Below are 26,380 nucleotides of genomic sequence, written 5' to 3'. Positions count from 1 at the left end.
CTTACTTTATTCGTGTTGTAGTGGCTATTCGGCTTAATACCAAGATTTTACTCGGCTTTGCCATTGCCCTGTCGGTGCTGGTGGGCACGTCGCTCACCTCCTACGTGGCCATTCAGCAGCTGAGCCGCTACACTAAGCTGGTGGAGCACTCGTACCAGGTATTACAACAGACTGGCGACCTACGCATTAGCATTCGCGATGCGCAGAGTGGCGTGCGCAACTATTTGCTGCTGGCCGATAGCTCGTACCTCAGCGTGTACCGCCTCAACGCGCGGCTGGCGCGCCAGGAAGTGCGCGCCCTGGACTCGCTGGTGGTGGACGACCCCACCCAGCACGCCCGCACCGACTCGCTGCGCTGGCTCATCACGGGGCAGCTGCGCGAGCTGGCCACTTTTCGCACCTTTGCCCCTACCCCCCCGGCGGCGCAGTCGCTGCAACTACGTGAGCAAGGCCCACTTACCACTATCAAGGGCGTGATAGGCCGCCTGCGGCTGTACGAAGACGACCTGCTGCGCAAGCGCAACCGCCAGCAGGGGCTGTTTCAGAAGCTGGCCCCGTCGGCCATTGTGGTGTCGGCTATTCTGGCGGCGATTATTGTGCTGTGGCTGTTTAGCAAGATAGTCAATGAGTTGCGGGCCAACGACGAGCTGCGCCTCACCCTTACCCGCACCAACCTGGAAACCGCCCAGCGCATCCGGGCCATGGAATACCTGACGCGGCAGGTGGTGCAGGGCGATTACACCGTCAAGATTACCGATACCGGGCAGCAGCCCGACCGGCTGGCCTCGCTGGCCGCCCTGCTCAACCAGATGACCCAGGCGCTCGACACGGCCTTTGGGGCGCTCGAAAACCGCAACAAAGAGCTGGACCAGTTTGCCTACGTGGCCTCGCACGACCTGAAGGCCCCGCTGCGCGGCCTCACTACTATTGTGCAATGGATTGAGGAAGAGCTTGATAATGAGTTGTCGCCGCAGCTGCGCACCTACCTCGACCAGATGAAGGGCCGCCTGAGCCGCCTCGACGACCTCATCAACGGCCTGCTGGCCTACGCCCGCGCCAGCCGCACCGAGCGCCAGCTGGCACCCGTGGCCGTGGCCGAGCTGGTGCGCGAGGTGGCCGAGCTGGTAGTGCCCCCCAGCTTTGCCCTGGTGCTGGCCCCCGACCTGCCTACCTTTGTGGCCGACCGCCTGAGCTTGCAGCAGGTATTCACCAACCTGCTCAGCAACGCCGTGAAGTACTACGTGGGTGACAGTGGCGGGCGCATTGCGGTGAGCGCCCAGGACCTGGGCCGCGCCTACGAGTTTCGGGTACAGGACAATGGCCCCGGCATTGCGCCCGAGCACCACCAGAAAATATTTCTGCTCTTCCAAACCCTGCGCGACCGGAATACCGCCGAAAGCACCGGCATCGGCCTGAGCATCGTGAAGAAGCTCATCGACGACCAGCAGGGCAGCATCCGGGTCGAGTCGGCCGTGGGGCAGGGCGCGGCGTTCGTGTTTACCTGGCCGAAGGGCTCCTAGCTGCTGATTAAAAGTGGCTGTCATTGCGAGCACAGCGAAGCAATCGCATCAGAACGGAATCGTTCGGGTATCGTGCGGATGCGATTGCTTCGCTGCGCTCGCAATGACAATTTATCTATTCACAACTCACTCATTCACAATTGACCGCATGCGCAGCGTATTATTAGTAGAAGACGACGTTTTTGATACCATGATGGCGCAGAAGTCCTTCGGCCGCTTCAGCGTGCCGCACGAGCTGCTCACGGCTTTTAATGGCGAGGAGGCGCTGGACATGCTGCTGGGCCGCAACGGCGCGCCCGCCGTGGAGCCGCTGCCCGAAGTCATTTTGCTCGACCTAAACATGCCCCGCATGAACGGCTTCGAGTTTTTGGAGGTGCTGCGGGCCACGCCCGCGCTGGCGCACATTCCGGTGTTCATCACCACCACGTCGGGCCTCGACCTGGACCGCGACACGGCCACCCGCCTGGGCGTGAGCGGCTACATTTTAAAGCCCCTCGACTTCGCCAGCGGCGACGACCTGGCCGACAGCCTGAGCTTATTGGAGAAATTGCTTAAGTAACTTATTAGCAAATAGTTATAAAACGCGCAACCTGTGCGTTTGCTGAATGAAATAGTTCGCTTCGGCGCGGGCACTTTTGCGCGGCAGGGCGTCGTTAGCCACTCACCGGCCGCAGTTGGCCGATGTAGCTTTTATTTGCCTGCATGAAATTTCCGTTTGTTGCGGTGCTGGGCCTGGGCCTGAGCGCCGCCGGGCTTCCGGCCCTGGCCCAGGATGCGCCGCGGCAGCTCGGCGGGGCGCCCACTGCGCCCATGCCCGCCCCGCGCCAAGCTGCGCCCGCCCCGCAGCCCCGGCAGCTGGAGGCCGTGCCCGCCGCCGCCGTAGCCGCACCCGATTCGGCCCGGCCGGCCCCGGTAGTTGCCACGCCCGCGGCCGTGCCCCCAGCCGCGGAGCCGCAACCGCCGCAGCCCGGCGAAAGCCCCTTCAACCGGCCCTACATTATGGGCGGCTCCACGCGCCCTACACGCTACCAGGTGGGCCTCAAAAGCGGGGCGCTCTACAACGTGTACGACGTGGAAGTGAAGCAGCCGCTGTTTGGGCGCAATTTTCTGCTGCTCGACGGCCAGCGCCGGGTAGATATGACGGAGGTGGGCTTCTACGAAAACGAGAACGGCCACTTTGTGCGCACCACCCTGCCGCGCTCCTCGCGTGAGGCCACGCTGCGCCGCGAAAAAACCGGCCGCATCAGCCTGTATGCCACCTACAATACCAGCTATTCGCCGGGCGGCTTTGGCATGCCGGGCTACGGCTACGGCGGCTTTGGCGGCGTGGGCTACGGCGGCTTCGGGGGCTCGCCCTACGGCGGCTACCGCACCACCAAAACGGAGTATTTTTCCAAAGACAACGGCCCGGTGCAGAGCCTCAACACCCGCAACCTGGCCCTGGCCACCACCGACAATGCCGGCGCGCAGGCGCTGCTGGCCCAGGCCCGGCGCTCGCAGCAGGGCGTGATTGCGGCCTACGTAGCAGGCGGCGCGCTGCTGGTGTACGGGGCGCTCCAGTCGTTTCAGGCCAATAGCACGGGGGTTTCGCCGGCGCTCTACGCGGCTATTCCGGTGCTCATTGTGCCGCTGGTACTGCAAGGCAAGCAGGCTTCGGCGCAGCGCCAGGCCATTGCGCTGTATAACAGCGGGGCACGGTAAGCCGGGTTTTCCGATGCTTAAAGCGGGCGTACTGCGAACCTCGACCCGGCGTTTGCAGTACGCTTTTTTATGCCTTCTCCCCGCCCGGCCGCGCCCGTCGATTCCGTTGTTTTTGAGGCACGCCGCGCGCTGGCCCTGCTGGCCCACAAGCGGCTGTGCGCCGCGTACGGCGCGCCATTTCCGTTTTTCAGCGACAAAGACCCGCTGAGCGAGTTGATAAGCGCCTTGCTTTCGCACCGCACCAAAAACACCGATTCGCACCGCGCCTACCAGCAGCTGCGCGCCACCTTTCCCACCTGGGAAGCCGTGCGCGATGCCCCCACCCTCGACGTACAGCGCGCCCTGAGCGCCTGCACCTGGCCCGAGCAAAAGGCACCCCGCATTCAGGCCGTGCTACTCGAAATCAGCCGCCGCTGCGGCGACGAAAATCTGCCGCCCTGCTCACTCGATTTTCTGGCCGACCGGCCCATTCCCGAGGCCCGCACCTGGCTCGAAAGCATCACGGGCGTGGGACCCAAAACTAGCGCGGCCACGCTGCTATTCAGCACCTTGCGTTTGCCCGCTATGCCCGTCGATAGCCACCACCACCGGGTGGCGCAGCGGCTGGGCCTCATTGGCCCCAAGGTGGGCGAAGGCCCGGCCCACGCTCTGCTGGCCGCCTTGCTCCCGCCCGACTGGACGGCCCAGCTGGTGTACGACCACCACGAGGCGCTCATGTTTCACGGGCAAAAGTGCTGCTTTTACCATTCGCCCGCCTGCGGGCGCTGCGTGATGCTGGACGTGTGCCCGGTGGGGCAAGCAAAAGTGAATGGGGAGTAAGTGAGTAGTGAGTCCATTTAATCGTTTGTCCTTGCGAGCGCAACGCAGTGGAGCGCGGCAATCGCATCAGAACGACTCGTTTAGCTAGTTGTTCAGGTGCGATTGCCGCGCTCCACTGCGTTGCGCTCGCAAGGACAACCAATTGATTTGCCTATTATTAGCTACTATTTTGGTTCTCCACCTTCAGGCCAAGCCTAATGCGCGCCACAACCAGCTGCTACCCGGCCCCGCCGGGCGCTGGCTCGTGCGGCTGGCCGCGCCGCCCCAGGATGGCCAGGCCAATGCCGTGCTAGTGGCGTTTTTGGCCGACGTATTTGGCGTGGCCAAGCGTGATGTTACGCTGCTGAGCGGCCACACTGCCCCTTTCAAGAAGGTGGAGATAAGTGGATTGAGCGACGAGGCTGGGGCCGCCATACTGGCCCGCTACCGCGCCTGACGCGCCGGGCAGCCCGCGGCCGTACTTTCGCAGGTCCGTTTTTGACCCTGCTGCCTTATGTCCGACGCTACGCTGCAACCGCTGCTCGCCGCCCTGCAATTTTCGCCCGATAACCTGCCGCTGCGCCAGCACCTGGGCGGGCTGCTGCGCCAGGCCGGCCAACACCAGCAAGCCGAGGAGCTGTACCGCGAGGGCCTGCGCTACCACCCCACCGATGCCGCCTTGCAGCTGGGCTTGGCCGATGCCTACTTCGCGCTGGACAAAACCTCGGCCGCTTTCGTGGTAGTGGAAGAGCTTCTGAATCAGCATGATAGACTGGGGCCGGCGCACCTGCTGCACGCCCGCCTGCTGGCCGCCACCCAGCAGCTGGAGGCCGCCCGCGAGGCATACGCTCAGGCCCTGCGCCTCGACCTCAGCCTGGCCGACGCCGCCCTGGACCAGGAGCTGCAAACCAACGCCCCGCGCCGGGTGCCCGCCAGCGGCCCCGAAACCGGGGCCGGCGACCCCTTCCCCACCCTACCGCCGAGCGCGCTGGGTGCGGGCCTCGAAAAACCCAAAATCAACTTTGCCGACGTGGGCGGCATGGAGACGGTGAAAGAGGAGATTCGGCTCAAAATCATTCATCCGCTACACTTTCCCGATTTGTACAAGGCCTTTGGCAAGGCCAGCGGCGGCGGGCTGCTGCTGTATGGCCCGCCCGGCTGCGGCAAAACCTACCTGGCCCGCGCCACGGCCGGCGAGGTGCAGGCCAACTTCCTGAGCGTGGGCATTGCCGAAATACTGGATATGTGGCTGGGCAACAGCGAGAAAAACCTGCACCAGCTATTTGAGCTGGCGCGGGCGCAGGCGCCGTGCGTGCTGTTTTTTGACGAGGTGGATGCCCTGGCTGCCAACCGCCACGACCTGCGCCAGAGCGCCGGCCGCACGGTCATCAACCAGTTTTTGGAGGAGCTCGATGGCGTGTCGGCTTCCAATGAAGGGGTGCTGGTGATGGCCGCCACCAACGCGCCCTGGCACCTCGACCCCGCATTTCGCCGCCCCGGCCGCTTCGACAAAATTGTGCTTGTAACCCCACCCGACGAGGCCGCCCGCGCCAGTATTCTCGATATCTTATTGAAAGGCAAACCCTTAGCTGGCAACGTAAACGCCGCCGCCGTAGCGGCCCGCACCGCCGGCCTCAGCGGGGCCGACCTCAAGGCCGTGGTCGATGGCGCGGTAGACACCCGCCTGCGCCTGTCCATGCGCGCCGGCCGCCCGCTGCCCATCGAGCAAAGCGACTTGCTCGACGCCGCCAAGCTGGTGAAGGCTAGCACCAAAGAGTGGTTTGCCACGGCCCGCAACTACGCGCTGTACTCGAATGAGGGCGGCCTCTATGACGATATTCTGGTGTATCTGGGGGTGAAAAAGCCGGGGGCGTAGCGCAGCCACCGGGCACCTTGCGGGCTTGCTCGTTACCATATAAGTTATTTTAAATCAGTATTTTACATAATACGGCTTTCGTTTAGGCTTTTATTCCCTTGGACTATTCTTCCGACTGGCTGGCCCGCGCCCAGCTGCTGATGCAGCAAAGCCGCCCCGAGCAGGCCGCCAGCGAGCTGCGCCGCCACCTTACCCGCGACCCGCACGAGCCGGTGGCCCACGCCCTGCTGGCCGTGTGCCTGCTCGACGACGAGCCCCAGCTGCCCACCGCGCAGCAGGAGGCCGAGCTGGCCATTCACCTGGCCCCGGAGTACGACTTTGCCTTTTATGCGCTGGCGCTGGTGCAGCACCGGCAGCACCGGCTCAAGGAGGCCATGGCGGCCATCAACCAGGCGCTGGCCCTCGACCCCACCGACGCCAACTACCACCACCTGCTGGGCTCGCTGCGCCTGCAAAGCGGCCAGCTGCCAGCTGCCCTGCAAGCCGCCCGCACCGGCCTCAGCTTCGACAGTGAGCACGCCGGCCTGCACAGCCTGGAAGCCCGCACGCTGGCCCGCCAGGGCCGCGGGGCCGCGGCCAGCGCCGCCGCCCGCGCCGCCCTGGGCCACGGGGCCGAAAGCAGCAGCGTGCAGGCCCAGGCCGGCTGGGTAGCCCTCGAAACCAACCGCCCCGCCGAGGCCCTCGAAAACTTCCGCGAAGCCCTGCGCCTCGACCCCACCTCCGAGTTTGCCCGCCAGGGGCTGGTGGAAGCACTCAAGGCGCGCCACTGGGTGTACCGCACGTTTATGCGGTTCATGTACTGGGTGAACTCGCTGGGCGCGCGGCTGCGGCTCGGGCTATTTATTGGGGCCTACGCGGTGGCGCATTTCGTGCCGCTGCTGCTGCCCGTGTACCTGGTCTTTGCCTACCTGAGCTGGTTTAAGGACGCGCTGTTCAACTCGCTGCTGCGCCTGAACCGCTATGGGCGCTACGCCCTGAGCCCGGCCCAGACGCTGCACTCGACGCACTTTTTGGCTTTGCTGGGGCTGGCGGCGGCGGCCAGCCTAGGCATGCTGCTGCTGCCGGTGCCGGGGCTGGGTACGCTGGCCTTCGTGGCGCTGGGGCTGCTGTTTCCGCTAGTGGGCACCGAGCGGCTGACCGGGCAGCCCCAGCGGCAACGCTACTCGCGCTGGGCCGGCTGGGCGCTGGCGGCTGTGGGCGCGCTGAGCGTGGCGCTGGCCATGCTGGGTGTTACCAATAGCGGACAGCTTGACAACCAATTATTTATGACATTTCTGTACGGCACGGTGGCGTACACTTGGTTGTTTGCGCTGAGCTAGGGCGGGGGCCGGCCGCCGCTCTGGTTACCCTTGGGCCAAGGCTACCAGCGGGCCCACTTTATTGTTTGCCAAGGCAGACTTTAGCGAGAGATTTTAAACTGTTTATAACATTGATTATCAGATAAGTAATTGGTAAATAAAAGGACCTTAACGGACCGCGCTCAGATTAGGTAATGCGGAAATACCCACCGTATTTCGCCCAGTCAATTATCCTTTTTAGGGTAGGGTAATGGCCCAAGGTCAGCAACCCGCTGAGCACCTATTTGGATAGGCGCTCAGTAGTCAGGCGAAATCAATCTACCCTTACTTCGGATACAACATTCTGTTAGTCAGAACAAAAGCTAATAACCAGCAGCCAACAGCCAACCCCCATGCTCCTGCCCGCCCGCGACCTGCGCTACCTGGTGGCCTACGTGCTGCCCGCCACCGCTTGCCTGGGTTTGCGCCTGGGCGGAGCCTGGACGTGGGCCGCGCCGGCCTGCACCTTCGGCCTGATGCCGCTGCTGGAGTGGCTGGGGCGCCCTGCGCCCCCCCGTGCCCACCCACCGGCCGACCCCCAGGGCCGCCGCTCCTTGTTTTTCGACGGGCTGCTGTACCTCAACGTGCCGCTGCTGCTGGCGCTGCTGGGGTATTTTTTGCTGCGCGTGCGCAGCGGGGCCTTTGGGCCGGCGGCCACGGCCGGGGCCATTACCACGATGGGCATTTGCCTGGCGGCGCTGGGCATTAACGTGGCGCACGAGCTGGGCCACCGCAGCCGCCCCGCCGAGCAGCGCCTGGCGTGGGTGCTGCTGCTGAGCTGCTTGTACCTGCATTTTTTCATTGCCCACAACCGGGGCCACCACCGCCACGTGGCCACGCCCCTCGACCCCGCCACCTCGCGCCTGCACGAGCCGTTCTGGTCCTTTTTGCCCCGCGCCCTGGCCGGCGAATACCGCTCGGCTGGGCAGCTGGAGGCCACTCGCCTGCGGCGCGCTGGGCGGCGGGTGTGGTCGGGCCGCAACCAGCTGCTGGGGTTTCAGTTAGCGCAAGTGGCGGCTATTCTACTGGTACTGAATTTCTTTGGCTTAGCGGCCCTGCTAGCCTGGCTGGCGGCCGCCGCCTTGGGCATCGTACTGCTTCAGCTGGTTAACTACGTGGAGCACTACGGCTTGCAGCGCCACCGCACCGCCGCGGGCCTCTACGAGCGGGTGCAGCCCCACCACTCCTGGAACTCGGAGCACCTACTGGGCCGCATTGTGCTGTATGAGCTCACGCGCCACTCCGACCACCACTACCAGGCGGCCCGGCCCTACCAAACGCTGCGCTTCCACCCGGCCGGCCCCCAAATGCCTACCGGCTACCCCGGCATGATGCTGCTGGCCACCATCCCGCCGCTCTGGTTTCGGGTGATGAACCGGCGCGTGCCGGCGGCCAGTTAACGCCTTGGCTACTTGCTACTTCTTGCGCTTCCAGCGGTAGTAGCGGCGGTACCAGGCCGACGTTTTCTTGAACAGGCTGCTGGCTGTTTCGTGCGGAAACATGTTGATGCGGAATATCTGCATCCGGTCGTCTTCCAGGTGCATGCCGCCCGAGTCGGTGGCCACGGCAAACAGGAAGCCGGCCTGCGCTACCAGGGTTTTGGTGGCGGCGTTGAGGTCGCCGTAGGGGTAGGCGAAGGAGATGATTTCCGTACCCAGGCGCTGTTCCAGGGCGGCTTTGCTTTCGGCGATTTCGGCGGCGGCGGCGGCGGCGGGCAGTTGGGTGAGGTGGGCGTGGGTTTGGGTGTGCGCCCCTATTTCCCAGCCCGCCGCCACAAAGGCTTGCTTTTGGACGGGGTCCATCATCTCGGCGCGCGGCTCGGTGGGGTCAATGGCGAGGTCCCACTGGTTGTGGCGCACCTCAAAATCACCGAGCAAGTAGAGCACGCCCCGGTAGCCGTACTGCCGCATGAGGGGCAGCAGATTGGTATAATTATCGGTGTAGCCATCATCAAAAGTGAGCACGATGGGCCGGCGCGGAAACTCGGTGAGCGGCCGGCGGCCACTGGCAAAATCCTGGTAATCCCGAAAGGTTATCGGACTGATTGCGTGGCTTTTGAAATACACCAAGTGCTTGGCAAAATTCTCCTGCGTGACAAAAATCTGGTGCTTGGTGGCGAGGGGCGCATCCGGGATTTTGTGGTACATGAGCACCGGCATGAAGCTGGGCACGGCCAGCGCCATGCGCGCCGACTCGTACACGGCTAGTACCCGCGCCGCCACGCGGGCCAGGCCATAGTCGTGGCGCACGCGCTGCGCCAGGGCGGGCGCCACTCGGTGGGGCTGCCGCAAAAACGCCTGCGCATCGGCCAGCACCGGGGCCGGGTCGAAGCCGGCCCCGGGTTGCAGTTGGGGCAGGATATCGCCAAAGTTGGAGGCGGCTACGGCGGCGTAGTTAGCCTCCGTAATGGGGCCGGCGTAGAGGGCTTCGCCCAACGCCAGCACGGCGCGGCCCTCGCCCAGCGCCTCCATCGCCACGCGGCCCGCCCCAATGGCGAGGTCAGTTTTGCGCAGCCAGCCCGCCACGTCGTCGGTAAAGCCAATGACTTCCACCCGCTCGCCATACTGGCTTTGCAGCTGCGCCAACGCGGCTTTGCCGGCCTCGGGTAGCTGCGCTAGCTCGCCGCCGATGAGCGTAACGCGCAGCTGCGCAAACTCCTGTAGCAACGCCGGAAACACGTGCTGAAGCAGGGCCGCCGCCCGCTCGCCCTTGGGGCCGTTGAAGCGGCCAATGAAGGCTACGCGAAGGGAATTGAACATGGTTGTTGGCGCATCGGCGCACTCGTCAGCAACTATGTTTAATTCTTCTTTTCCAAAGGCCACGCCATTCGGCACCACCACTAGTTTGGCGGGGGCCATCTTCACTTCTTGGCGCAGGTGCTCGGCCAGGTTTTCGCAGATGGCAATTACCTTTTGCCCATAAATATCAAACAGTGAAGTAGATGCGTGCAGGTGCTGACGGCCGTGCACGGTGCTCACCAGCGGCACCTTCAGGCCTTTTAAAGCGAAGTAGCTCACCCAGCTGGCCGCCCGCGAGTGGGCGTGTACCACGTCGATGCGGTGGGTTTTTACCAGCTGGCGCAGCGCCTGAATATTGCGCAGCCGCTGGCCGTATTTGCGCTGGCTGATGGGCAGCTGCACCTGCGCGGCCACCGTGGGCAGGGCCGCCGCATCGGAGGCCAGCCACACCTGGTGGCCCGCCCGGTGGTGAGCCTCGGCCAGGGCCACGGCGTAGGCCACGGAGCCAGCAAAAAAATTGGCGGACAGTACGTGCAGAATGTGCATGGCGCAAAGGTCGGGCAGTAACGTGGACTCTGCGAGTCCGCGCGTGGTGTCGTTGTACAACTATTGAACAACGATACCACGCGCGGACTCGCAGAGTCCACGTTACTGCGCTAGGCCCAGGCGCGACCGGCCACGTTGCTCATGTATTTCTGGCCGTTGCCGGTGTTGAGGAGCAGGATGCGCTCGTCGGCGCGCAGCCAGCCGTCGGCCAGCAGCTGGCGGGCGGCCATCCAGACGGCCGCGCCCTCGGGGGCCACGAACAGGCCTTCGTGGCGGCCCAGCTCGCGCATGCCTTCCAGCATTCCTTCTTCGCTGATAGCTAGTACGGTGCCGTTTGATTCGCGCAATACGCTCAGCATCAAGGGTTCGCCTAGGGGGCGGGGCACGGCCAGGCCATTAGCCAGCGTGGGGCGGCCGTTGTAGGCGTGGCAGTTGGCCTGGCGGCCGAGGTAGGTTTCGAGCAGCGGGCAGCAGTTTTCGGCCTGCACGGCCACCATGCGGGGCAGCTTGGTTTCGGGGGCCAGCCAGCCCAGGGCTATCATCTCCTGAAACGCCTTCCAGATGCCGATGAGGCCGGTGCCGCCGCCGGCGGGGTACAGCAGCACGTCGGGCAGCTGCCAGTCGAGCTGCTCCGCGATTTCGTAGCCCATGGTTTTCTTGCCCTCTAGGCGGTAGGGCTCCTTGAGGGTCGAGATATCGAGCAGCTCGCCGCCGGCGTTGAGCTGGCGCACGCGGGCCGCGCAGTCGTTGATGAGGCCATCAACTAGCTCTACCTGAGCACCATACCAATAGCATTCCTCCTTAAAAGCCTCGGGTGTGTGGCGCGGCATGACCACGGTGGCGGCCAGGCCGCCGCGGGCGCAGTAGGCGGCCATGGCCACGCCCGCGTTGCCGGCGGTGGGGATGATGCAGCCCGTCACGCCCAGCTCCTTGGCTTTGGAAATGGCCATGCTCAGGCCCCGCGCCTTGAACGAGCCGGTGGGGTTCTGGCCTTCATCCTTGAGGGTGAGGGCGTGGAGGCCGTAGCGGGCGGCCAACTGGGGCAGGTTCAACAGCGGCGTCATGCCTTCGCCCAGGGTCACTTTGTTGGCCTCGTCGAGCAGCGGCAATAGGGCTCCATAGCGCCACATCGAGCTATCAGCCAGGTCGATACCATCGGCGCGGCTGAGTGGCCGGCGCCGATGGTAGTCGGCCACCAGGGGCTGCTGGCAGCAGGGCGACACGCTTTGCAATTGAAACGGCGAGTAAGCCGCCCCGCAGTTGGCGCAGTGTAGGGCGTGAATCCGCGATTGGGGCAACGTGGCTACTTGGTTCATAGGGCAAAGTTCAGGTAGCCCTATACGAGTTGCTATGCCTTGTCGAAATGTTGTTTTCGCATAGCCTATTCCTTATCGGAATAGTAACGCTGCGTGAAACGCAGGAAATCACGGTACGGCCCATTATTCTCGGTGCCGCGCCGCTGGATGAAGTTGAACTGCCGCTGCAAGTGCAAGTCTTCGATTATAACCTGCTTAAGCTCGCCGCTAGCCAGCTCCTTAAGCACGGCCTGGCGAGGCAAAAAGGCCAGACAGGTAGCTTCCACGCGCACAAAATTCTTAAGGGCTTCGGTGCCGCCCAGGCGCACCCGCACCGGCAGGGCGGCCAGCCGCAGCTGATGCTTGGCCAGGGCCTCTTCGAGCACGGCCAGCGTGCCGGAGCCCACCTCGCGCAAAGCCAGCGGAATACTGAGCAAGTCGCTGACTACCAGCGTGCGGCCGGCCAGCGGGTTGTCGGCGGCGCACACTGCTACTACTTCATCGGTGAGCAGCGGCGTGTAGGTGACATTGCTGACTTTATGAATTCCTTCGATGATGCCCAGCTCAATTTCGTGGTCGAGCAGCGCCCGCAGGATGTTGTCGCTGTTGCGGTTTTTGAGGCTGAGCTGGTGCTGCGGGTGCTGCCGCAGGTAGGCCGCCACCACCACCGGCAGCACGTAGAGCGAGATGGTGGTGCTGGCCCCCAGCAGCAAGTGCACGGCCGGCGCAAAGGCCGGGCTCAGCTCGCTCATTTCCTGCTGCAATTCCTGCTGCAACTGCTTGGCTTGTAATAGCTTCTGATATAGCTTCTGGCCGGCCGGGGTGAGCTGCACGCTGCCGCCCAGCCGCTCGAAGAGGCCGGTTTGGTAGTGCTCCTCCAGGGCTTTCACCTGCTTGCTCACCGCCGATTGGCTGATGAACAGCGCCTGCCCAGCCTTGGTAAAGCTCAGGCGCTGAGCCACTTCTAAAAATACTTCGTGAGGATGGGAAAGCATGACAACAACGGAGCCAACGGCAAAGCCAGCGCAAAAGAACGCCACGCGGCCCCGGCGGCCCGCCCGCGTAGGCAACCGAGGTGCCGACGGGCCAAGCCAGGCGGCGGCATCGGCTTTCTTAAAAGAATCTTAAAAAATTAACATACCGAGGGCGAGCATTTTAGTCCGTTTACGTAAGTGCGTTGCTACCTTTATTTCGTCTAATAAATTCACTAAATTTTTACCTTACGCAACCAATGGCCTACTCCTACTCCCCAACTACTTGCCTCATCAGCCGTGACGCAACTACCTGACTTGGTGCGCCATGTGCTAAACCAGCCGGCTTTGCTGGCGGCCAAGCACACTATCCGGAGCATTCAGACGCTGTGGGATTACACTGATTTTCAGCGCGTTAAAAAACTAGCGGCTACCCTGCCCCTGGCCCCGCTGCTGGAGCGCCAGCCGCGCTTCTCTTACAAATACTTGTCGCGCTACACGGCGGCGAGCTTTTCGCGCACCACGCGGCTAGAGGCGATTCTCAATCACTACCAATTTTTGGCCACGAACGTGGGGGCCGGCTTTTTTGACCTGGTGGCCACCAAGCCCGTGGTATGGCGCGAGCAGCACGGCGACGAGGCATTCACCATCGTGCTTTCGTACCCGGCTTTCGTGGGGTTTGAGGGAGAGCTGTCGCTGAGCTTGTTCCTCGGCGAGATACTGCTGCAAGTGGTGTCGTTCGTGATTGTGCCCGGCCGGCTGGTGGGCCACGGCGGCGGCCAAACGCTGCTGATGGGCCAGGTGCAGGGCACCCGCCAGGCGGCGCTGCACAAGCACGCTACCAAAGTGCTGCACGACGTGGCCCCCGCCGCGCTGCTCGTGAATGCGGCCTACGGCCTGGCCACGGCGCTGCGCGTGGGCCAGGCCGTGGGTATCAGCACCGAGGAACAGCTGAGCAATGGCTCGGCTAACCACTTTGATTACAACGCCTTCTGGGAGCAGCTGGGTGGTGAGAAGACGGCCGACAAGCTGTTTTTACTGGCTATTCCGGCCCCCGAAAAGCCGATTGAGAGCATTAAGTCCAACCACCGGGCGCGCACGCTACGCAAGCGCCAGTACAAGCAGGCCGTGCGCGGGGCCGTGGAGCATACCTGCCGGGAGCTATTTGCGGGGCTGGCGCGGCCTTTTGGCAAGGGGTAACTAGCGGGGCAGGTGCGTTTTTTAGCTACCTTTCCCGCTCTGCTTATCCATTGCTCTGCTATGCGCCAACGCCGCCTGCTGCCGCTCCTCTTTTTGGCTTTACTCGCCACCTTTTCCTGCTCCAAAAAAACCGACCAAACGCAGGCCGAGGCCGCGACCCAGGCCGTGGGCGAGGAGATTGACCCGTACCAGAACCTGGTATTCAACTTTGAGGAGCCGGTGGTGAATGCCAGCCAGGTAAACCGCTGGGATACTACGCGCTACGTAGCCTTTGAGCCGGCCATCAAGGGCAAGTTTAAGTGGATGAACGATGGGCGCGAGCTGGTGTTTTCGCCCCTGGAGCCGTTTCGGCCGAGCACGGCGTTTTCGGCCAATTTGCGGAGCGCCACGCTACCCTCGGGCAAGCAAAAGCTGACGCTGAGCCGCACCAAGTTTCACACGCCGTTTCTGGAGCTGAAGGGCGCGCAGGTGTTTTACGGGCGCAGCCGCCGGGCGGGCGGGGCCGAGCTGCGCGCCAACGTGTTATTTAATTATGCCGTGCGGCCCGCCGACCTGCGGCCGCGCCTACACCTGAGCCAGGGCGGCCGGCCAGTGGCCTTCACCCTCACCGCCGCCGAGCCCGACCGCACCCTAGCCCTCACCATCACCCAGGAAGTGGATGCCAACCAGCCGCTGCACTTTGAGGTAGACGGCGGCCTGCAAGCCGTGGCGGGCAGCCAGCCCACCGCCGGCCCACTGCAAGCCGATACCGAAGTGCCCGACCAGCAGCTGCTGCAAGTGCGCGAGCTCACCGGCCAGGTGCTCAACGGCCAGGCCGTGGTTACCATCCTTACCAACCAGCCGGTGTCGGTGGCTGATATGCAGCCGCTGCTGAGCGTGTCGCCGGCGGTGCCCTTTGAGATGGAGGCGTTGGAAAGCGGCCTGCTGCTGCGCGGCGGCTTCGAGGTGGGCAAGGATTACCAGGTTAGCATCAAGTCGGGCCTGCACGGGGCGCTGGGCGGGCAGCTTACGGAGGCGTTCAACCAGAGCGTGAGCTTCGGCAACAGCGAGCCCAGCATCAGCTTTGCCAGCACTGATAAAGCCTTGTACCTGAATGCAATGGGCAACCGCAACCTGGGCTTACGCCTCAACGAGGTGGCCAACGTGCAGGTGACGGTGGCTAAGATTTACGCCAGCAACATCCAGGAAGTGCTGCGCGGCGACAAGCAGTACGGCTCCGATGGCGGCGAAGATGGAGAGGAAGGCGGCGGCGGCGAAAGCGATGGCGAATACGTGGACCACAGCTACCAGTACTACGAGCTGGAAAACCGCGGCGACGTGCTTTTTACCCGCACCTACGCCACGGCCGGCCTGGCCAAGCAAAACGGGATGCATCTGCTCAATTTCAACCTCAAAGACCTGGAATTCAGCGCGCCCCTCAAAGGCCTGTACGTGATACGCGTGCAGGACACTGAGCACCTGTGGCTGCGCGAAGAGAAGCTGGTGACCTTCACCGACCTGGGCGTGATTACCAAGCAAAATGCTAGCGGCGAAGCAGTTGTATTTCTGAACTCGCTGCGCACGGCGCGGCCGGTGGGCGGGGCCACGGTGCGCTTTATCAGCACCAGCAACCAGGTGATGGGCACCGCCACCACCAACGGCCAGGGCGTGGCCCGCTACGACAGCGTGGCCGGCAGCCGCCTGAAGCTGGGCATGATTACGGCCACCCAGGGCAGCGACTTCACCTTCCTCAGCCTGCCCAAAAGCCGGGTCGAAACTTCCCGCTTTGAGGTGGGCGGGCTGACTAGCAATGCGGCGCACTACCAGGCGTTTTTATACGGCGACCGCGACTTGTACCGGCCCGGCGACACCATTCATACCAACGCAGTGGTGCGCACCGACGATTGGCGCACGCCGCCCGCCGGCCTGCCCATTAAGGTGCGCCTACTGCTGCCCACCGGCAAGGAATACGCCAGCCTGGGCGAGAAGCTGAGCGCCACCGGCGCAGTGGAGTCGCGCTTTATTCTGCCCGCCACCGTGATGACGGGGCTATACTCGCTAGAAGTACTGACCGGCAACGACGTGCTACTCACCTCACAACAAGTTAGCGTCGAAGAGTTTATCCCCGACCGGCTGAAGGTGACCGTGGCCGCGAAGCCCGCCGTGCTGCGCTCGGCCGAAACCGTGACGGCCACCGTGCAGGCCCAAAACCTGTTTGGGCCGCCGGCCGCCGGGCGCAAGTTCGAGGTGGAGTTTTCGCTGAAGGAAAAGACCTTTTTGGCCCCGAAATATGAGGACTATTCCTTTTCGCTGCGCAGCGGCACGGGGCGCAACGCCAATACGGTGTCGGGCATTGCCGAGCGCTTCCAGAAGGAGGTGCGCCAGGGCGAAACCGACGCCACCGGGCGCGGCACCGCCGCCTACACCCTGCCCGACGTGCGCGACCTCGGCACGCTGGAGGGCGTGGCCTTCGCCACGCTATTCGACGAAACGGGCCGGCCCGTGAACCGACTGGCCACGTTTGAGGTGCAGACGCAGGCTGTGATGTTCGGTATTCAGCAGGTGCGCGACCTGGTGAATACGCGCCAGGAATTATCCCTAAAACTCGCGGCCCTCACGCCGGCCGGCAAACCCACGCAGGCCGAGGCGCAGGTGCAGATAGTGCGGCTACTCTGGGAAACCGTGCTGGAGCGCCAGGGCGGGCGCTTGGTTTACAACTCGCAGAAGCGCGAGCAAGTGCTGCAAAACCAAGGGGTTGTGGTGGACAATAACAGCGCGCTCACGTTCACGCCCACTTACTCGGGCGAGTACGAAATCCGGCTGTCGCGGCCTGGCGCGGGCACCTACGTGGCGGCCCACTTCTACGCCTACGGCAGCGGCGACACGGCCGGCAACTCCTTCGAAGTCAACAACGAAGGCGAGGTGACCATTGAGGCCGATAAGCCGAAGTACGAGCCCGGCGAAACGGCCCAATTGCTACTCAAAACGCCCTTCCCCGGCCGGGTGCTCGTGACGGTGGAGCGCAACCGCGTGCTCGAGCATTTTTACGTCGATACCGACCAGAAATCGGCCAAGGTGAGCGTGCCCATCCGCACGGGCTACGCGCCCAACGTGTACATCACGGCCACCGCCATCCGGCCCATCACTGACAACTCGCTGCCGCTCACCGTGGCCCGCGGCTTCGTGCCCCTCACTGTAGAGAAGCCCAGCACCCACCTGCCCGTAGCCCTGAAAGTGGCCGCCCTGAGCCGCTCGCAAACCTTCCAGACCATTGAGGTGCGCACAGCCCCCCGCGCCCAGGTGACCCTGGCGGTGGTGGATGAAGGCATTTTGCAGCGCAAAAACTACCAGACGCCCGACCCCTACGGCTACTTCTACCAGAAGCGGGCGCTCGAAGTAGCGGCCTTCGACATCTACCCCTTCCTGCTACCCGAGCTGGGCAGCAGTAGCAGCGGCGGCGACGCGGCCGACATGGCCAAGCGCACTTCGCCCGTGCCCAGCCGCCGCGTGAAGCTGGTGGCCATGTGGAGCGGGATTTTAACGGCCGACGCCTCGGGGCTGGTGCGCTATAAAATCCGGGTGCCGCAGTTCAGCGGCGCGCTGCGCGTGATGGCCGTGGCGTATAAAGACGACGCCTTCGGCAACGCCGAGCAGACCATGAAGGTGGCTGACCCGGTGGTGATTAGCACGGCGCTGCCGCGATTCATGAGCCCCGGCGATACAATTGATGTACCGGTGACGCTGACGAATACGACGAAAAATCAGATTTTTGCCAAGGTCGTTAAGCAGCTTAGTGGCCCTCTTGTTTCAGCCGAACCTGAAGTTGTTGGGCCACATGGAATACGGTATAGGCCTGAAGAATGGACTGTGCCGCTACGTCCCGGAGCAGAGTATCGCCAACTTTTTCACGTTAGCGCAAAAGGCATTGGCAATGGGACAGTAAAAATTGTTGTCACTGGGTTGAAAGGCAGCACCGAAACCTTCTCCGAAACCATCGAACTGCCCATCCGCCCGGCCGCGCCGCTTGAAAAGCGCACCGGCAGCGGCGAGGCCACGGCCAGCGCGCCCGCCGCGCTTAATCTGCGCACCGACTTCCTGCCCAGCTCCCAGCATAGCAAGCTGGTGCTGAGCCGCTCGCCGCTCACGCAGTTTGCCAAGGACCTGAGCTACCTGCTCGACTACCCCTACGGCTGCCTGGAGCAAACCGTATCGGCCGCGTTCCCGCAGCTGTATTTCGGCGATTTGGCGACCACGCTGGCCCAGAAAACGGGCACCGGCCGCAAGGCCCAGCGCTACAACCCCAACTACAACGTGCAGGAGGCCATCCGCAAAATCGAGAGCATGCAGCTCTACAACGGCAGCCTCAGCTACTGGCCGGGCGGCGACTACGACAACTGGTGGGCCACCGCCTACGCCGCCCACTTCCTGCTCGAAGCCAAGCAGGCCGGTTTCGCCGTGAACCAGAGCACCTTGAACAAGGTACTGAGCTACCTGCAATTGCGCCTCAAGAAGCGCGAAACGGAGGCTTACCAGTACTTCACCGTGGATGGGCTGGCCCGCCAGCGCATCATCGCCAAGCGCGAAATCACCTACTCGCTCTACGTGCTGGCCCTGGCTGGCCGCCAGGATGCCGTGGCCCTCAACTACTACAAGGCCAACCGCCCCCTGCTCACGCCCGATGCGCGCTTCCTGCTGGCCTGCACCTACGCGCTGGGCGGCCAGCAGCGGGCCTTCCGCGAGGTGCTGCCCACGCAGTTCACGCCCGAGAAGTCGGGCCGCCAGCTGGGCGACTCGTTTTCCTCACCCATTCGCGATGAAGCCCTGGCCCTCAATGCCTTGCTAGAAGCCGACCCCACCAACCCGCAGGTGAACAGCATCGCCCGGCAGCTGAGCCGGCAAATGCGCGTGGCCCCCTACCTCAACACCCAGGAGCGCGCCTTCGGCCTGCTGGCGCTGGGCAAAATAGCCCGCAAGAGCCAGGCCAGCACGGCCGTAGCCACGCTGCTGGCCGATGGCAAGGAAATCGGCAAGTTCACCGGCAAAGACCTCACGGTGAATAACGTAGCTAACCGCAAAATTTCCATAAAAGCCAGCGGGGCCGGCGCGCTCTACTACTTTTGGGAGGCCGAAGGCATTTCGGCCGGCGGCCAAGTACACGAAGAAGACAGCTACCTGAAGGTGCGCCGCCAGTTTCTGACCCGCACCGGGCAGCCGGTGGGCGCGGCCGGCATCAAGCAGAACGATTTGGTGGTGGTCAAGCTCACGCTGCAAGCCGCCGACGCGGCCGGCGAGGTCAAGAATGTGGCCGTGACCGACCTGCTGCCCGCCGGCCTCGAAATAGAGAACCCGCGCCTGGGCGTGACTCGCGAAATCGCCTTCGTAGCCAACGCCGACCAGCCCGACTACCTCGACGTGCGCGACGACCGCCTCAACCTCTTCACCACTGCCACTACCAAGCCCAAGGTGTTCTACTACCTGGTGCGGGCCGTGAGCAAGGGCACCTTCAAGCTGGGCCCCGTGAGCGCCGATGCTATGTACAACGCTGAATACCACTCGTATAACGGGGCGGGCGTGGTGCGCGTGCGGTAGCTACCTTGGGGGTAGCGTGGACTCTGCGAGTCCGCGCGTGGTATCGTTGTTCGATGGTCGTTCAACGTTCCCACGCGCGGACTCGCAGAGTCCACGCTACCTGCTACGCCCCCAGTCACCTATGAACATTACTACCGAACCAACCGACCCCACCGCCGAACTGCAAGCCCTACGTGCCCAAGTAGCCCAGCTGCAACACCAGCTCGAAGCCGAAAAACAGGCCCAGCAAGTGCACAGCCTGGCCCTCAACCAGGCCCGCGTGGCGGCCGAGGAGTCGGGCCGGGCCAAGGAGGCCTTTTTGGCCAACATGAGCCACGAGATTCGGACGCCGCTCAACGGCATCATCGGGTTGGCGCGGCTGCTGCAAAAAACCGCGCAGCCCACCAACTACCCGCGTTACCTCGATAGCATCGTGACGAGCGCCGAGGGCCTGCTGGTCATCATCAACGACATCCTCGACTTTGCCAAAATCGAGTCGGGCACCATCGACCTGGAGGCCCTGCCCTTTGCCGTGGAGGCCGCCGTGCAGCGCGCCGTGAGCACCGTGGCCTTCGCGGCCGAAAGCAAGGGCCTGGCGGTGCGCGTGGTACTGCCGCCTACCCCGCTACCCGTAGTGCTGGGCGACGCCAGCCGCCTGGGCCAGGTACTTATCAACCTGATTAACAATGCGATAAAATTCACCCACGCCGGCAGCATTACCGTGACTGTGGCCGTGAGCAGCTACGAGGGCGGGCAGGTGCACCTGGAGTTTGGCGTGGCCGACACGGGCATCGGCATTGCGGCCGACAAGTTTGCCCAGATATTCCGCAGCTTTGGGCAGGCTGCCAGCAGCACCTCGCGCCTGTATGGCGGCACGGGGCTGGGGCTGGCCATTTGCCAGCGGCTGGTGGCGTTGCAGGGCGGCCGCATCTGGCTCGACAGCCAGCCGGGGCGCGGCAGCCGGTTCTTTTTCAGCCTGCCCTACGCCGTGAGCGAGCAGCTGCCCGCCGCCCCCGAGGCCGCGCCCGTGGCCCCCGGCCTGCTGCGCGGCCTGCGCGTGCTATTGGTGGAAGACAACCCCGTGAACACGCTGCTGGCCTGCGCCCTGCTGCAAGGCTGGGAGGTGCCCACCACCGTGGCCACCGACGGCGAGCAGGCCGTGGCCCTGGCCCTGGCCACGCCCTACGACCTCATCCTGATGGACATTCAGATGCCCCGCCTCAACGGCCTGGAGGCTACGGCGCAGCTACGCCGCACGCCCGGCCCCAATCAGCACCAGCCCATTATCGCGCTCACCGCCAATGCGTTGAAAACGGAGGTGGACGACTACGCCGCCGCCGGCTTCAGCGACTGGCTGGTGAAGCCCTACCACGAAAACAGCCTCTACCTTGCCATTGCCTACGGCAGCGGGCGCGCCGTGCGGGCCACCCCGGCGGCCACCGTGCCGGCCGCCGTGCCCAGCTACGGCTTCGAGGGCCTGGGCCGGCTGGCCAACGATGCCACCTTCATTCGCAAGATGCAGCAGCTCTTTATCGACACCGTGCCGGGGCAGCTGGGGCAGCTCGAAACCGCCGTGGCCAATCACGACTGGGAGGCCGCTATTCAACTCAGCCACAACCTAAAATCAACCTATGGCAACCTCCAGATAGGGGAAGGAATGCGCTATGCAAAAAAAATTGAGGCGGTTTTGAAAAAAAATCCGAGTGCCGAGAATCTTCTAAACTTACTACACGCCTTGCGCTTGATAACCAACCAATTAGTCGAGGTATTCGGGCTGAACCTGCAACAGCAAAACGGTGGATAATATGCGTTTGGAAGGTCGGAAATGCCTATTTCAGGCCTAAAGCCTACGTTATCATACTGTTACAAGTAGATTTAAAGAAGAATTATTTTTGGCATTATTAAAACATCAATTTGTACAATTTGCATATCGATAAAGCTGGCCAGTTGCTTCTTTTTTGGGCACACTTGGGTGGTCCAACTTTCAGGGGACCTGCGTATCTTCCACATCGATTACTACTGACAGCTATTCTGTTGGTATGGCTGGCTGCCCCGACTTCGAGGTGAGCAGCTACGTTGCATTGGCGACTCCTTAGGTTGCTAATGTTTGGTTGCTAGGTTTCTGCCCTCCCACCCACCCTCACTCACTACTGCTTTTGACGTACCGCTGCTTTTTGGCAGCCTGGCTCGCTACTGCCTTTTACCGAGGTATCACTGGCCACTACATATGTTGAATACTCCGAAAATTGCTGCTTTTTTTAGTAGCCTGGCTTGCTATTGCCTTTATTATCAATACAATAGCGGCCTCACTAGTTGAAGCCAACCCCGCTTGCCCACCACGCTATCCTTCCCACTCCGCTGCTTCTGAATTACTCACTTAGTCTCACCAATGCGCCACTTCTATGTACAACCTGAAAAAAACCTTGCTCATTATTGATGATGAGCCCGCCATCCGGCTGATTCTGGAGCATTATTTCGCCGGCGAGTACGAGGTAGTACTCACCGCTAATGGCCAGGAAGCCCTCAACTGGCTGAACCAAGGCTACTTAGCCGATGCCATTGTGGCCGACTACGAGATGCCCGTGCTCAACGGCCTCGACTTCATTCGGCAGCTGCGGGCGCTGCCCATGCACGAAAACACGCCCCTGCTGGTGCTGTCGGGCACCGACGAAACCAGCAAAAAAATCATTTGCCTCAAGGCCGGGGCCGACGATTACCTCGTCAAACCCTTCAACCCGGAGGAGCTGGAAATTAGGATTCAGAAAGTAATGGCCCGCGTGAACGCGTAGCCACTGGCGCTTACTACCCTAACTGCCAACTATTTACTCAACTCTCCTCTCTCTCCTTATGGAAGCAACTGTAAACAACCGCTCGCTGGCGGGTCAGTACCCCACGCCTTTATTTCCCAAATTTCCCAAGTGGCTGCTGCGCCAGCCCATCCAAAAGCACCAGCGCCGGGCGCTTGGGGCGGCGGCCCCGCCTCAGGCCTTTAAGATGCCGATGACCAAGCGTATGTTCGACATGGCGGTGGCCGGGGTGGCCCTGCTGTTGCTGCTGCCGGTGCTGGCCGTGGTGGCCCTGCTCATCTGGCTGGAGTCGCCGGGGCCGGTGCTCTACTACTCGTACCGGGTGGGCACCAACTACCGCATCTTCCGCTTCTGGAAATTCCGCTCGATGCGGCCCAACGCCGACCAGCTGCTGGCGGCCATGAAAGGCCAAAACCAGTACCAGGCCCCAGCCGCCCCGCTCACCGCCGACGACTGCGCCTGCCAGGGCCAGTGCCGCGGCCAACTCATTGACAAACAAGGCAAACTGGTGTGCGAGCAGCGCCACCGCCAGGTGCAGCGCGCCGGCGAGCAGGCCACGTTTATCAAGATTGTGAACGACCCGCGGGTGACGAAAGTCGGCGCTTTTTTGCGCAACACCAGCATCGACGAATTGCCGCAGCTGTTCAACGTGCTCATCGGCGATATGAGCCTAGTGGGCAACCGGCCCCTGCCGCTGTACGAGGCCGAGAAGCTGACCAACGACCAGTCGGCGGCTCGGTTTCTGGCCCCGGCCGGCATTACGGGGCTGTGGCAGGTGAGCAAGCGCGGCAGCAAGGGCGGTATGTCGGCCGAGGAGCGCAAGGCGCTTGACGTGCAGTATGCCCGCAACTACTCGCTAAAGAGCGACTTAACGATTTTGCTCAAGACGGTGCCGGCGCTCTTTCAGCAAGAGAACGTATAATGAAAGCGCTCTTACTCACGCTTTTAGCTCTGGGGGCGGCCCTGCCGGGCCGCTCGCAAGCGGCGCTGGCCATGGCGGCGGCTCCGGCAACCACGGCCAAAACTCCGGCGGCCGACAACACCATCCAGGCCTTTTTCAGCGCCCCTGAGGTGATGCTGCCCCGCATGTACGAGGCGGCCATTGTGCGCTCGGGCGAGATAGCCCGCATCGACGCCATTCGCGGCGTGGCCGACGCCGACGTGAAGCTGGCCCGCAAGCGGCTACTTAACATGCTGGCCATTACGGGGGCTTACACCTACGGTACGCTGCCCTACTTCGCCACCGCCGATTCGCAGGTGACGCCCACCTACCAGACCAATCCCTTCAACCTGGGGGCGCGGGCGCAGTTTTCGACCGGCATCAACCTCGTGCTGCCGCTCGACTTGCTGGCTACCCGCCGCACCACCATCGACCGCCAGCAACTGGTGGCCGACCAGGCCGTGGCCCAGCGCCGCACCCAGGAAGCCGCTATCCGCCAGGTAGTTATCGTGCAGTACCAAACACTGGCCCTGGCCCGCGTAACGCAGCAAAACGCCCAGGAAGCCATGCAGTCGGCCAACGTGAACAAGCAGATTGCCGACCGCCGCTTCAAGCAGGGCGAAATCCAGGTAGACGACCAGATGGCGGCCATGGACTTCTACGGCAAGGCCCAGCTGGCCTACGAGGAAGCCCGCAACCACTACCAAACCGCCCAGCTGCTGCTCGAAGACATCATCGGAATGCCCATTACGTCCATCACACTCGCTACCAAATGAACGTGCAAGAGCTTGTGCGCCGGTTGCTTAGGCACTGGCCCCTCCTGGTATTTATCCCGCTGGTTACGGCCGCGTCCATCTTTTTTTTCTCCCGCTTTCAGGATAAGAAGTACGAGTCGGACACGGTGCTGTACACGGGCATCGCCTCGGGCTATAAGATTGAGGGCGGCAACAACGACAGCGGCCAGGGCTGGCAGGCCACGGCCACGGCCTTCGACAACCTGCTGTCGCTCATCAACTCGCGCGATACCCGCGAGGAAGTGGCCCTGCGCCTGCTAGCCTGGCGCTTGCAGGACGAGGCCAGCCGCCCGCCCGTGCCCACGGCGGCCCCGGCCACCGGCATGCTGGGCACCGTGCAGGCGCAGGTGCTGGACAAGAAAAAAACGCCCTTTGACGTGCTGCTGACGCCCACCCTCAAGGCGCAGCTCACCGGCCCTAACCTGGACGAAACCACCCGACGGGTGATGGCGGCTTTCCGGCTGGGCCTGGGTAACCCGGTGTATAAGCTGGTGAATTCCAAGGACCCGCTGTTTTCGGAAAATGCGCTGCTGACCATTAATGCGGCGCGGGTGAAAGACAGCGACCTGCTGCGCATCGACTACGCGGCCAAGGACCCGGTGCTGTGCGAAAAGACGCTGGAGCTGCTCACGCAGGTGTTTATCCGTAAGCACAAGGAGCTGTTTACGGGTCAGAATGAGTCGGTTATCGGCTACTTTGATAAGTCGGTGGAGAAGGCCGCCGAGCGGCTGAAGGCGGCCGAGCAGCGCCTGCTGGCCTTCCACGAGAAGCACAATATTGTGGACTACGACAAGCAAATCCTGTCATCCACGGATGAGAAGCAGGCGGCGGCCGACAAGTACGCCCAGCTCGAAATGCAGTACGCCGGGGCTTCCTCCACCCTCAAGTCGGTGGAGGGCAGCCTGAGCAAGCGCGGGGCTTCTAACCTCAAGAGCCAGGAAATCATACGGTTGCGCGGCCGGCTCTCCGACCTCAACAACCAGGCCTCGGAGCTGGAAATAATGAACCAGACCCAGCCCAGCGCCGCGGCCGCCGCGCGCCTGGCTGCCGCCAAGCAGGAGGCCGCCCAGGTGAGCGCCCAGATTGGCGAAACGGTGAACAGCTACTACAGCGACTCGCACTCGGCGCAGGGCGTGGCCGTGAAGGACCTCGTAACCGACTACTCCAAGAACAACCTGCAAGTAGAAGACCTCAAAAGCCAGCTGGGCCTGATGCGCCGCCAGCGCGAACTGGCCGCCGGCCAGTATAACCAGTTGGTGCCGCTGGGCGCGGAAATCCGCAAAATCCGCCGCGAGGTGGAGGTGGCCGAGAAGGACTACCTCTCCCAAACTGAGGGCCTGAAACAGAGTAAGTTGTCGCAGCAAAACAGCGTAATGGCCTCGCAGCTGCGCGTGGTTGACCCGCCCTACCTACCCAGCACCGCCAGCGGCTCTAAGCTGCTGCTGCTGCTAATTGGCGGCTTCGTGGGGGCGTTTTTGCTCACCGGCGCGGGCATTGCGGGCACCGGCCTGCTCAACACCACGCTGCACAGCCCGGCCTACGCGGCCAAGGTCACCAGCTTCCCGGTGGCGGGCATTATTCCCAAGCTCACCGCCCCCGACGCCTTGCAGCTCGACCGCGCCAAGCGCGCCGAAGACCACCTGGCGCGCCAGCTGCTGCTCAAGTTTCAGCAGCCGCGCCACGATGGCAAGCCCTACACCATTGGGGTGCTCAGCAGCCAGAGCGGCGAGGGCAAAACGGAGGTGTGCGCCAGCCTGGCTAGCAGCTTGCGCGAGCTCAACATTCACACCGTCAACCTCTTCCCCGACGACCATTCGTTCCGCATCATCCCCGACGGCGACCAGCTGCTGTACTCGCCGCTGAATGCGGTGGCCCCCGGCACCGACGTGGCCGACCTCACCGGCCCCGGCCTGGGCACCGACTCGGTGGTCATCATCGAGTTTCCGCCGGTGCTTGAAACGGCCTACCCCGCCTCCCTGCTGCAAGACCTCGACCTGATACTGGTAGCAGTGCGCGCCGAGCGCGCCTGGCAGCCCGCCGACCGCACGGTGTTCAAAAATATCCAGGCCGTGGCCAAAGCCCCCATCGAGCTGGTGCTCAATGGCGTGCTACCCGAGTACGTGGCCGAGTTTATTGGCGCCCGCCTGCGGCCCACGGTGGCCCCGCGCCGCGCCGCGCTACCGGCCCACCCCGAGCAGGCGCTGCTGAATTAGGGTCGTTCAACGATTCGCCTCACCCCCCAGCCCCCTCTCCGAAAAGGAGAGGGGGAGCCGAATAACCAAAAAATATTAAGTCCAACTCACTTCGCAC

18 protein-coding genes are annotated in these 26,380 nt (G+C 63.2%); 15 read left to right on the top strand and 3 right to left on the bottom strand.

Annotated elements, in window-relative coordinates:
* Positions 1-20: 20 nt before the first annotated feature.
* The 8 genes from ACYVGC_RS10545 (at position 21) to ACYVGC_RS10510 (ending at position 8,632) form a co-directional block, all read left to right on the top strand.
* Complete coding sequence (locus ACYVGC_RS10545) at positions 21-1,520, top strand: sensor histidine kinase (RefSeq protein WP_460583792.1); 1,500 nt, start codon at positions 21-23, stop codon at positions 1,518-1,520.
* A gap of 148 nt (positions 1,521-1,668) precedes the next feature.
* Complete coding sequence (locus ACYVGC_RS10540; protein WP_460583791.1) at positions 1,669-2,079, top strand: response regulator; 411 nt, start codon at positions 1,669-1,671, stop codon at positions 2,077-2,079.
* A gap of 143 nt (positions 2,080-2,222) precedes the next feature.
* Complete coding sequence (locus tag ACYVGC_RS10535; RefSeq protein ID WP_460583790.1) at positions 2,223-3,221, top strand: hypothetical protein; 999 nt, start codon at positions 2,223-2,225, stop codon at positions 3,219-3,221.
* Between the two features lie 69 nt (positions 3,222-3,290).
* Complete coding sequence (locus ACYVGC_RS10530) at positions 3,291-4,040, top strand: endonuclease III domain-containing protein (protein ID WP_460583789.1); 750 nt, start codon at positions 3,291-3,293, stop codon at positions 4,038-4,040.
* A 169-nt stretch (positions 4,041-4,209) separates the two neighbouring features.
* Entirely contained in the window at positions 4,210-4,476 is a 267-nt protein-coding gene (locus ACYVGC_RS10525; protein ID WP_460583788.1) for a DUF167 domain-containing protein, read from the top strand.
* Positions 4,477-4,533: 57 nt separating this feature from the next.
* Positions 4,534-5,895 carry an ATP-binding protein gene (locus ACYVGC_RS10520; RefSeq protein ID WP_460583787.1) on the top strand — a complete coding sequence of 454 codons (1,362 nt, stop codon included), beginning with the start codon at positions 4,534-4,536 and terminating at the stop codon, positions 5,893-5,895.
* A 98-nt stretch (positions 5,896-5,993) separates the two neighbouring features.
* Positions 5,994-7,214, top strand: coding sequence for a tetratricopeptide repeat protein (locus tag ACYVGC_RS10515; protein ID WP_460583786.1), 1,221 nt, complete (start codon positions 5,994-5,996; stop codon positions 7,212-7,214).
* Positions 7,215-7,585: 371 nt separating this feature from the next.
* Positions 7,586-8,632, top strand: coding sequence for an alkane 1-monooxygenase (locus ACYVGC_RS10510; protein WP_460583785.1), 1,047 nt, complete (start codon positions 7,586-7,588; stop codon positions 8,630-8,632).
* Positions 8,633-8,647: 15 nt separating this feature from the next.
* Here ACYVGC_RS10510 and ACYVGC_RS10505 read toward each other — a convergent pair whose 3' ends face one another.
* The 3 genes from ACYVGC_RS10505 to ACYVGC_RS10495 all read right to left on the bottom strand — a co-directional run bounded on the left by ACYVGC_RS10505 (position 8,648) and on the right by ACYVGC_RS10495 (position 12,806).
* Complete coding sequence (locus ACYVGC_RS10505; protein WP_460583784.1) at positions 8,648-10,516, bottom strand: polysaccharide deacetylase family protein; 1,869 nt, start codon at positions 10,514-10,516, stop codon at positions 8,648-8,650.
* A 110-nt stretch (positions 10,517-10,626) separates the two neighbouring features.
* Positions 10,627-11,832 carry a PALP domain-containing protein gene (locus ACYVGC_RS10500; RefSeq protein WP_460583783.1) on the bottom strand — a complete coding sequence of 402 codons (1,206 nt, stop codon included), beginning with the start codon at positions 11,830-11,832 and terminating at the stop codon, positions 10,627-10,629.
* 65 nt (positions 11,833-11,897) lie between these two features.
* The gene (locus tag ACYVGC_RS10495; protein WP_460583782.1) at positions 11,898-12,806 is read right to left on the bottom strand and encodes a LysR family transcriptional regulator; all 909 of its coding nucleotides are present in this window, start codon (positions 12,804-12,806) and stop codon (positions 11,898-11,900) included.
* Positions 12,807-13,082: 276 nt separating this feature from the next.
* On the opposite strand from ACYVGC_RS10495, the gene ACYVGC_RS10490 reads away from it, so the two are divergent.
* The 7 genes from ACYVGC_RS10490 to ACYVGC_RS10460 all read left to right on the top strand — a co-directional run bounded on the left by ACYVGC_RS10490 (position 13,083) and on the right by ACYVGC_RS10460 (position 26,283).
* Positions 13,083-13,982: a VirK/YbjX family protein gene (locus ACYVGC_RS10490; protein WP_460583781.1), complete on the top strand. Its 900-nt coding sequence runs from the start codon at positions 13,083-13,085 to the stop codon at positions 13,980-13,982.
* Between the two features lie 60 nt (positions 13,983-14,042).
* Positions 14,043-19,550 carry an alpha-2-macroglobulin family protein gene (locus ACYVGC_RS10485; RefSeq protein ID WP_460583780.1) on the top strand — a complete coding sequence of 1,836 codons (5,508 nt, stop codon included), beginning with the start codon at positions 14,043-14,045 and terminating at the stop codon, positions 19,548-19,550.
* A gap of 121 nt (positions 19,551-19,671) precedes the next feature.
* The gene (locus ACYVGC_RS10480) at positions 19,672-21,333 is read left to right on the top strand and encodes an ATP-binding protein (protein ID WP_460583779.1); all 1,662 of its coding nucleotides are present in this window, start codon (positions 19,672-19,674) and stop codon (positions 21,331-21,333) included.
* Between the two features lie 598 nt (positions 21,334-21,931).
* Positions 21,932-22,318, top strand: coding sequence for a response regulator transcription factor (locus ACYVGC_RS10475; RefSeq protein ID WP_460583778.1), 387 nt, complete (start codon positions 21,932-21,934; stop codon positions 22,316-22,318).
* A 58-nt stretch (positions 22,319-22,376) separates the two neighbouring features.
* Positions 22,377-23,258, top strand: coding sequence for a sugar transferase (locus ACYVGC_RS10470; RefSeq protein ID WP_460583777.1), 882 nt, complete (start codon positions 22,377-22,379; stop codon positions 23,256-23,258).
* Complete coding sequence (locus ACYVGC_RS10465; protein WP_460583776.1) at positions 23,258-24,052, top strand: TolC family protein; 795 nt, start codon at positions 23,258-23,260, stop codon at positions 24,050-24,052. The genes ACYVGC_RS10470 and ACYVGC_RS10465 overlap by 1 nt, the downstream gene beginning before the upstream one ends.
* A complete protein-coding gene (locus tag ACYVGC_RS10460) occupies positions 24,049-26,283 on the top strand; it encodes a GumC family protein (RefSeq protein ID WP_460583775.1) in 2,235 nt (744 codons plus the stop codon). Before ACYVGC_RS10465 ends, ACYVGC_RS10460 begins: the two co-directional genes overlap by 4 nt.
* Positions 26,284-26,380: the final 97 nt, after the last annotated feature.

The sequence above is a fragment of the Hymenobacter arcticus genome (assembly GCF_054779975.1).
The sequence above is the reverse complement of the archived record's forward strand: the minus strand, read 5'-3'. Positions and strand labels throughout refer to the sequence as shown.

Excerpts from the sequence above, each read along its gene's own strand:
- ACYVGC_RS10540 (WP_460583791.1), top strand. The coding sequence starts at position 1,669 with ATGCGCAGCGTATTATTAGTAGAAGACGACGTTTTTGATACCATGATG.
- ACYVGC_RS10535 (WP_460583790.1), top strand. The coding sequence starts at position 2,223 with ATGAAATTTCCGTTTGTTGCGGTGCTGGGCCTGGGCCTGAGCGCCGCC.
- ACYVGC_RS10530 (WP_460583789.1), top strand. The coding sequence starts at position 3,291 with ATGCCTTCTCCCCGCCCGGCCGCGCCCGTCGATTCCGTTGTTTTTGAG.
- ACYVGC_RS10520 (WP_460583787.1), top strand. The coding sequence starts at position 4,534 with ATGTCCGACGCTACGCTGCAACCGCTGCTCGCCGCCCTGCAATTTTCG.
- ACYVGC_RS10510 (WP_460583785.1), top strand. The coding sequence starts at position 7,586 with ATGCTCCTGCCCGCCCGCGACCTGCGCTACCTGGTGGCCTACGTGCTG.
- ACYVGC_RS10505 (WP_460583784.1), bottom strand. The coding sequence starts at position 10,516 with ATGCACATTCTGCACGTACTGTCCGCCAATTTTTTTGCTGGCTCCGTG.
- ACYVGC_RS10500 (WP_460583783.1), bottom strand. The coding sequence starts at position 11,832 with ATGAACCAAGTAGCCACGTTGCCCCAATCGCGGATTCACGCCCTACAC.
- ACYVGC_RS10495 (WP_460583782.1), bottom strand. The coding sequence starts at position 12,806 with ATGCTTTCCCATCCTCACGAAGTATTTTTAGAAGTGGCTCAGCGCCTG.
- ACYVGC_RS10485 (WP_460583780.1), top strand. The coding sequence starts at position 14,043 with ATGCGCCAACGCCGCCTGCTGCCGCTCCTCTTTTTGGCTTTACTCGCC.
- ACYVGC_RS10480 (WP_460583779.1), top strand. The coding sequence starts at position 19,672 with ATGAACATTACTACCGAACCAACCGACCCCACCGCCGAACTGCAAGCC.
- ACYVGC_RS10475 (WP_460583778.1), top strand. The coding sequence starts at position 21,932 with ATGTACAACCTGAAAAAAACCTTGCTCATTATTGATGATGAGCCCGCC.
- ACYVGC_RS10470 (WP_460583777.1), top strand. The coding sequence starts at position 22,377 with ATGGAAGCAACTGTAAACAACCGCTCGCTGGCGGGTCAGTACCCCACG.
- ACYVGC_RS10465 (WP_460583776.1), top strand. The coding sequence starts at position 23,258 with ATGAAAGCGCTCTTACTCACGCTTTTAGCTCTGGGGGCGGCCCTGCCG.
- ACYVGC_RS10460 (WP_460583775.1), top strand. The coding sequence starts at position 24,049 with ATGAACGTGCAAGAGCTTGTGCGCCGGTTGCTTAGGCACTGGCCCCTC.